Origin of the sequence: Adlercreutzia murintestinalis, assembly GCF_943192905.1 — a bacterium.
Taxonomy (GTDB): domain Bacteria; phylum Actinomycetota; class Coriobacteriia; order Coriobacteriales; family Eggerthellaceae; genus Adlercreutzia_A; species Adlercreutzia_A murintestinalis.
This window is the reverse complement of record NZ_CALPCC010000044.1, coordinates 1-2,293: the sequence shown is the minus strand read 5'-3', so window position 1 is coordinate 2,293 and position 2,293 is coordinate 1. Positions and strand designations below refer to the sequence as shown.

At 58.0% G+C, this 2,293-nt stretch carries 1 protein-coding gene and 2 tRNA genes; all 3 read left to right on the top strand.

Annotated features, from left to right (window positions below; genetic code table 11):
- Window positions 1–475: 475 nt before the first annotated feature.
- The 3 genes from NFR19_RS08805 to NFR19_RS08795 all read left to right on the top strand — a co-directional run bounded on the left by NFR19_RS08805 (window position 476) and on the right by NFR19_RS08795 (window position 2,112).
- The gene (locus NFR19_RS08805; RefSeq protein WP_251213418.1) at window positions 476–1,888 is read left to right on the top strand and encodes a CCA tRNA nucleotidyltransferase; all 1,413 of its coding nucleotides are present in this window, start codon (window positions 476–478) and stop codon (window positions 1,886–1,888) included.
- Between the two features lie 45 nt (window positions 1,889–1,933).
- Window positions 1,934–2,007: transfer RNA gene (locus NFR19_RS08800), tRNA-Gln, on the top strand.
- Window positions 2,008–2,035: 28 nt separating this feature from the next.
- A tRNA-Glu gene (locus tag NFR19_RS08795) sits at window positions 2,036–2,112 on the top strand.
- Window positions 2,113–2,293: the final 181 nt, after the last annotated feature.

The following is a 2,293-nucleotide window of genomic DNA, read 5'->3' as shown; positions in this document are numbered from 1 at the left end:
CCGTTCGAATCCTGGACTCTCATTTGAGTCCAAAAGTTCAAGTAATTGATCAGGTGCTGATCTGTTCGTATACGAACGATCAGCGATGTGGATCCTTGTTTTTGTTCGCTGTCTGGATCGCATTAGCTTTGCATCGCAAGGCCCTCTGCGATCCCATCCACAGTATCCGGTTATCAAGGTGCCGGGCGTTTGGTGCCCGTGTGCGCCGTCAAACGACGCGAGTGGATATATTAGCAGTATGCGAAAGCCAATTCAACAACTTTTTTACAATTTTTTTTCTCAATTTGCTGCGAACGGCATTTTGATTCGCAAATGTGCCTCTACACGGGCAAAACAGCATGCTATTCTTAAGAGCGATGTTCTGCATGCGTACGATCAATGCTGCAGCGATGCCATACGAACGTTGCCACGACGACGCAATGGCGACGTCGTCCGCGCAGACGATAAGAACACACGAAGGGAAGGTGATGCAAGCATGAGCGCATTTCGCGAAGGTACGCAGAGCGCGTGCGCGAACACATCCCCTCTGCACGAAGCGACGCCTTCGTACGCCTTCTCTGTGCTCGCGACCCTTGAAGCGGCAGGCGCCGAGTCATGGATCGTTGGAGGGTTCGTGCGCGACGCTTTGATGGGGCGCGCTGCCACCGATGTGGATATCGCCACCGTCGCACCGTGGCAAGAGGTGCGAGCAGTGTGCAAGGCGGCGGGGTTCGCCACACACCAGACGGGCGTGAAGCATGGCACGTTGACCGTCGTCCCGGATGGTACACACGCCGTTGAGGTGACCACCTACCGCGCTGATGGAGCCTATACGGATGGGCGGCATCCCGATCATGTTGCCTTTCTGAATTCCATCGAAGAGGACTTGCAACGGCGCGACTTCACTATGAATGCGATGGCATGGCACCCAGCGCGGGGGTTGCTTGACCCCTTCGGTGGCCAGCGTGACATCACAGCGGGGATAATCCGTGTGGTGGGCGATCCAGAGCGACGCTTCACCGAAGATGCACTACGCATTCTGCGCGCATGCCGATTCGCGTCGCAGTTGGGCTTCTCGATAGATGATGCGACCTTTACCGGCATGGTACGCAACAAGTTCAGATTGGCTCAGGTTTCGACCGAGCGCGTGACGCACGAGCTCGATGCGCTCGTTATAGGAGAGTGGGTGCACGATGCGCTCATGCGGTGCGTGGATGTACTAGCGTTCGTGCTGCCAGAATTGGCTGCGATGAAGGATTGCGACCAGATAACGAAATGGCATATCTATGACGTGCTTGAGCACACGGCCTATACCGTGCAGCACGCGCCCGCCGAGCGACTCGTGCGCTGGGCGGCGCTTGCGCACGATATGGGGAAGCCTGCGGCGGCGTTCTTCGATGCGGATGGTGTGGAGCATTTCTACGGGCATGCCGCAGTGGGTGCGCGCATGGCGCGCGGAATGTGCGAGCGGTTGCTGATGTCGCCAACGTTTCGCACAGACGTTGAACTGCTCGTGCGCCGCCATGATGATGTGATAGAGCCTACCGCGCGCGGGGTACGGCGGGCGCTGATGCGGCTGGATGGGCGCGTGGAACTATTCCGGGCGCTGCTTGCGTTGAAGCGCGCTGACACGTTGGCTCATTCGGCGGAGGGCGCGAAACGTGCAACGCTGATCGATCAGCTAGAAGAGGTGTTGGAGCAGGTGCTCGGCGATGATGCCGCGTTCAGCGTGCGCGATCTTCGCGTGGATGGGTGCGACGTGCTGTCTTTGGGCGTGCCCGAAGGACCTGAGGTGGGGCGGCGATTGCAGGCGGCGCTTGACGCTGTTGTGGATGAACGCATACCGAACGAGCGGGAAGCGCTGATCTGTTTCCTGAAAAGCCTTGACGCGACGCCGTGTAATCCCTAACATAATAGGTCGCGCTTCAACCAAGCGGTTGAGCGGATGTGTCGTTGGGGTGTCGTCTAATGGCAGGACAGCGGTTTCTGGTGCCGTATGTGAGGGTTCGACTCCTTCCACCCCAGCCATTTCTGCTATACTGTGCAAGCGCTATGTGGCTCCGTCGTCTAGCGGTTTAGGACGCCGCCCTCTCAAGGCGGAGGTCGCCGGTTCGAATCCGGTCGGAGCTACCAAAACTTACAAGGTCAGCGGGTGTTTTGCTCGCTGGCCTTTTTGCTTCTCATGGGCAGTTTCGTCCGACAGGATGGGGTTATAGGACAAAAAGTGTGTCCACTCCGGGGGCTCCGGACGAATTCCTGGACACCCTAGGCCGCATATCCTAAAGACTTGCGGTATTGCATCGGGCTCATCCAT